The sequence below is a fragment of the Malaciobacter halophilus genome (assembly GCF_002837275.1).
Taxonomy (GTDB): domain Bacteria; phylum Campylobacterota; class Campylobacteria; order Campylobacterales; family Arcobacteraceae; genus Malaciobacter; species Malaciobacter halophilus.
The window spans coordinates 1-5,895 of sequence record NZ_NXIF01000012.1; the positions used below are offsets into that span (position 1 = coordinate 1).

The following is a 5,895-nucleotide window of genomic DNA, read 5'->3' on the forward strand; positions in this document are numbered from 1 at the left end:
AAAATCTCAAATGATATGGATAAAACTTTTTCAATATTTATAGATTTTTTTAAAAGAGCAAATACAACAAATGAAAAAATTGAAACAAAAAATATGAAATTTTATGAATTTAAAGAGCTTGCAATAAATGCAAATAAAATGATAGATATTAAGTTGCAAAATGAGTACGAAATAGAGTCTAAAAATAAAGAAGTTCTTATAAATCTATCTTTACTAAATGAATACAAAAAAGCAGTTGATGCTAGTGCTATTGTTTCAAAAACAGATAAAAATGGTGTTATTACTTTTGCAAATGAAAAATTTTGTAAAATATCAGGTTTTTCAAAAGAAGAGTTAATTGGCTCAAAACATAGTTTAGTAAAACATCCAGATACTAAAACAGAAGTTTATCAAGAGCTTTGGAAAACAATTTTAAATAAAAGAGTTTGGAAAGGGGTTTTAAAAAATAGAACTAAAGAAGGAAAAACATATTATGTAAAATCTACTATTGTTCCTATTTTAGATTTACATAGTAATATTAAAGAGTTTATTGCAATAAGATATGATATTAGTGATTTAATAAATCAAGAAAAAAGAATAAAACTTCAAACAACAGATATGCTAACAAATCTTCCAAATAGACAAAAACTTTTAGAGGATTTAGAAGCAAAAGATGGAATGATTTTAAGTGTATTTAATATTTTAAGATTTAAAGAAGTAAATGAGTATTTTGGATTTGAAATTGGAGATAAACTTTTATTAGAAGTTGCTAGAAAATTATATTCTTTATTAAATGATAGTAAACTAAGTTTATATAAGCTTCAAGGAGATGAGTTTGCTATTCTTGCTCATGTAAATGAAATCTTCCTTGAAGATTTTAAAAAGAAGTGTTTTGAAATAATTAAACAAATAAAAGTAACAAAATTTGAAGTAGAAGAGAATATTTTAGAAGTGAATTTAATATGTGGAATCTCTTCTGAAAAAAACTATTTTATAAATGCAGAAATGGCTAAGAATCACGCAAAATTAGAAAATAAAGATATTATTGTATTTGATGAAAATAGAGAAATAAAAAGTAATTTAATTGAAAATATAAATTGGACTAAAAAACTAAAAAAAGCATTAAATGAAGATAGAATTGTTGTTTTTGCGCAACCAATTATTTCTAATGAAACAAATAAAATAGACAAATATGAGTGTTTAGTAAGAATGATAGATGAAGATGGCACAATTATCTCTCCTTTTAAATTTTTAAATGTTGCAAAAAAATCAAAACTTTATAGTGTTCTTACTCAAAAAGTTATAGAAAAGTCTTTTAACTATTTTAAATATAAAGATGTAGAGTTTTCAATAAATCTTAGTTTAGAAGATATTTTGCATAAACCTACAATAAGCTTTTTAGAACAAATGTTAAATGAAAATAAAAAAGCAGCTCAAAGATTTATAGTAGAAATAGTTGAAGAAGAGGGAATTGAAAACTATCAAGAAATTAGTGACTTTATAGAAAGACTTAAATATCTTGGATGTAAAGTTGCAATTGATGATTTTGGAACAGGGTATTCTAATTTTGAATATTTAATGAAGTTAAATGTTGATATAGTAAAAATTGATGGTTCGATGATTAAATATATAAATCAAGATTTAAATGCAAAAGTTGTAACAGAGCTAATTGTATCTTTTACTAAAAAATTAAATATAAAAACAGTAGCAGAATTTGTTCATTCTGAAGAGATTTTTGAGATAGTTAAAGATATGGGAATAGATTATTCACAAGGATTTTATTTAGGAACTCCAAAGGCAATAGAATAGACTAAACGTCTATTCTATATCCTATCCCTGAAACATTTTTTATAATCGTTTTTTCGATTTTTCTTCTTAAGTCTTTTACGATAGAACGTAATGCATCTTTAGTCATTTCACCTTCCCAAATGATTTGATTAAACTCTTCATAGCATACTGCTCTATCTTTATTTTTAACTAATACATCAAAAAACATTACTTCTTTACTTGATAAAGATATTAACTCACCTTTTTTAAAAAGTGCTTTATTGAATTTATCATAAGTTAATGTTTCTGATAATTTAATTACATTTGAACTATTTGAATCTAATGTTCTTACACAATCTTTCAATGAATCAAGAAGTGTATTTAAGTTAAAAGGATAAATTAAATACTTAATTAGATGTAAGTTAATTGCATCATAAAGTTTCTTTTTATCTAAGTTATCAGTTGCTATGATAACTTGTGCTTTTTCATTTACACTTCTTATTTGTTTGATAAACTCTTCATTTGAAACTTCTGGAAAAGAGACATTATAAATAACAATCTCTGGTTTTTCCTCTTTGTAGATTTCTATTGCATTGATGCAACAATCTGTTTCAATGAAGTTGTTACAATAAGATTTTAGTTCTGAAACAACATACTCCTCTTCCCTTTTCTTGTCATCCACATACAAGATTTTAATATGTTTTAAAGCGTTCATTTCCCCATTCCTAATAATAAGTCTTAGTTTAATGATAACTACAAATAATTAAAATATAATTTAACTGTTTAAAGATAAAATTATAGTTTTATTATAAATAAATCTAATAAAAATTTTTTAAAATCCTATAATATGGTACTTTGGCATATTTAAAATAGAAAAATAATAATTAATTTTAAGGAAAAAAGAATTTTCAAAAAAAAAACACAAATGTGACTTTTTTACACAAAATTAGTCATAAGAATGTCAAATTTTAAGATTAGTAAACTAAGAAATTATTATGTATAATATAAAAAACATCTAAAGAATGAGAGCATGTTACTAAATAGAAATGAACAACTAAAACAGTTACAAGACAATTTTGAAGCATTAACTTCAAAAATACATTTTATTTTTGGAAGAAAGTATATAGGAAAAACAGCATTAGTTACAAGTTTTTTGAAAAATAAAGAATCAATCTTTATTTCATTAAATGATATGAGTAGTAATTTACTCTTTTCTTCTATGGCTGATGAGATTATACGACACTTTTCAATATTTAATAGTAATCAGAATTTTAGCACCTTTGAAGATGTTTTAACTCTTTTAGAGAAACAAAATATTCAAAATAGACTTATAGTTGTAATAGAGGACTTTCAAAATATTTTAAAAGTTGATAAAACTGCTTTAGATATACTACTTTATTCTTGGAAAAAGAGATTAAGTAAAAAAAATATTTATTTAATTGTGACAAGTTCAGTTTTGTTTAAAGGTAATTATTTAGATAATATAAAAAAATATTCAACTATAACTTTTCTTAATAATTTAAGGTTTAATACAATAAACAATATTGTCAAAAATCTTTCAAAACTTGACCAACTTTGTCTTTATACTCTTTTAGGTACATCTCCTAAGTATTTGAAATATTATAATAAAAACATGAACTTAGCAGAAAATATATATGCAATATTTTTATCATCAAACTCATATTTATCAAATCTTGGAATAGATATATTAAAAGCAGAGATTCAAGATATAGGAACATATTGCTCAATTTTATATGCAATCTCTCTTGGAAAAACGAAAATTGGAGATATTGCAACTTTTTTAAATGTAAAATCAACTTATCTTACAAGATATATACAAAAGCTTCTTGATATGATGATTATAGTTAAGCAAACACCTATTAATAGTGATGAAAAAAGTAGTAAGTTTGGAAGATACTTAATACAAGATAATGCACTAAATTTTTGGTTTTATTATATCTACCCAAATAAAGCTTCCATACAAAAAGAGGATTTAACTGTTATTACTAAAAAGATTCAAGAAGATTTTATGAATAAAACTGTTCAAGAAAGTTATAAAAGATATATAAAAGAGTATATAAATAATTATAAAAGAGAAACTTTTGGTTATGAACCTATAAATATAGGAAGTTGGTGGGATAATAATGGAAATGTTATTGATATAGTTGCATATGATAAAAAGACAATAACTTTTGTACTTGTATTGTGGCAAGATGAAGACATGGCTAAGATTTCATATGGAAGACTAAAAGTGATTTCAGAAAAAGTTGAAACAACTTTACAAAAAAAGTATATTATTGTCTCTAAAAATAGTTTTTTAAATAGTAAAATAGGTATTTAATTGAATAAAGAGTTAAAAAAAGCAATATTTTATCATGAAAATAAAAAATTAAAAGAAGCCACTATAAGGTATGAAAAACTTTTAAAAAATCAAAGTAGTTTAAAAAGAAGTGATTTGAGTATTTTATATGTAAATTATGCAAATATTTTGTTTTTAGATTATGATTTTAAAAAAAGTGTTTTTTATTATAAAAAAGCTTTAAATATTGATGAGTTCTCTTATAAAACTCATTTTAATCTAGGTGTTGCTTATTTACAATTAGATAGTTTAAAAAAGGCTATTAGCTCATTTTTAGAAGCAATAAAATTAAAAAAAGATTATTTAAGTGCATACGTTAATTTAGGAGTTTGTTATAAAAGGCTAGAAAAATATGATATGGCATTACAAACATATAAAAAAGCAATTTTATTAAACCCTAATGATGTTGATGTGATTTTTAACTATTCAAATACATTATATAATTTAGAAAGATTTAATGAAGCAATAAAAGGATTTAAAAAAGTTATAAATATACAAAGATTTCATTATAAAGCTTATTATTCAATGGGAATCTCTTATTTAGCTCTTGGAAAATATAGTGATGCACTTTTTTGTTATGAAAAAGCAATAGAATTCAAACCAGATTATGCAGATGCCCATTTTGCAAAATCAAATATTCTTTTATTGTATGGAGATTATAAAAAAGGTTTTGAAGAGTATGAGTATAGATGGGAAGCTAAAAATGAACTAAAGAAGATATCATATGGTATACCTACTTATGATGGTGAGGATTTAACTAATAAAACTATTTTAATACAACAAGAACAAGGCTTTGGAGATAATATACAGTTTATTAGATTTATCAATTTAGTTTTACAAAAGGGTGCAAAAAAAGTCTATTTTGCAGTAAAAAAGGAGCTAAAACTTATATTTGAGAACTCTTTTAAAGAAGTTCATTTTGTATCAAATAAAACCTCTCTTGAAGATGTAGATTATTTTTGCTCTCTTATGTCTTTAGCAAAAGTTTTTGATATTAGAGTAAATAACTTAATTACAAATGAACCTTATTTAAAACCACTTTTAAGTAAGAAGAATATTTTAAAAAAAGGTTTTGATTATCATGTTGCTTTTGCTTGGCAAGGGAATAAGGAGCATAAAAATGATAAAAATCGTTCTGTTGATATAAGCTATTTTAAGATACTTTTCAAAGAGTTTCCAAATATTGCTTTTTATTCACTTCAATTAAATGAAAAAGAGAATTTTTATAATTATGAAAATGTATTTGATTATAGTAAATATATATCTAATTTTAATGATAGTGCACACATCGCAAATAGTATGAATTTGATAATCTCTATTGATAGTAGCCTTGCTCACTTAAGTGGTGCTTTAAAGAAAAAAACTTGGTTGATTTTGCCTTTTGTTCCTGATTTTAGGTGGATGATAGATACTGAATTTACTCCTTGGTATAGTAGTTTAAAACTGTATAGGCAAGATGAAACAAAAGATTATTTAAAAGTTTTTCAAAAAATAAAATCTGATTTAAGAGCAGAGCTTAATAAGAATTAAGTATTCATTTAAGAATAATTTTATAAAAAATACATAAAAAAACAATAAAATTAACTTAATTATGTTATATGACATAATATTATCTAATCATAATAAAACTTCTATATATAGCTTTAAAAAGTAAAAGTAATCTAAAATAATTTTATATTATGTAATGAAACATATAAAAATCATAAAAAATCATAAAAAATATATTTATATACATTAAAATTAGATATAATAAATAATAGTAACATTAAAGTGACAATTAAGGTAAAGAA

Annotated in this window: 4 protein-coding genes; 3 read left to right on the forward strand and 1 reads right to left on the reverse strand. The window is 22.9% G+C overall.

The window, feature by feature from the left end; translation table 11 throughout:
• Positions 1–1,788 (forward strand): bifunctional diguanylate cyclase/phosphodiesterase (locus tag CP960_RS03395; RefSeq protein WP_119184485.1); only part of this gene is annotated, 1,788 nt, incomplete at its 5' end.
• A 1-nt stretch (position 1,789) separates the two neighbouring features.
• On the opposite strand, the gene CP960_RS03400 is transcribed toward CP960_RS03395, so the two are convergent.
• A complete protein-coding gene (locus tag CP960_RS03400) occupies positions 1,790–2,461 on the reverse strand; it encodes a response regulator transcription factor (protein ID WP_101183828.1) in 672 nt (223 codons plus the stop codon).
• Positions 2,462–2,776: 315 nt separating this feature from the next.
• Between CP960_RS03400 and CP960_RS03405 the strand changes: the two genes are divergently transcribed.
• On the forward strand, positions 2,777–4,087 hold the full coding sequence (locus CP960_RS03405; protein ID WP_101183829.1) for an ATP-binding protein: 1,311 nt from the start codon (positions 2,777–2,779) through the stop codon (positions 4,085–4,087).
• A complete protein-coding gene (locus tag CP960_RS03410; RefSeq protein ID WP_101183830.1) occupies positions 4,088–5,635 on the forward strand; it encodes a tetratricopeptide repeat protein in 1,548 nt (515 codons plus the stop codon). It begins immediately after the preceding gene.
• Positions 5,636–5,895: the final 260 nt, after the last annotated feature.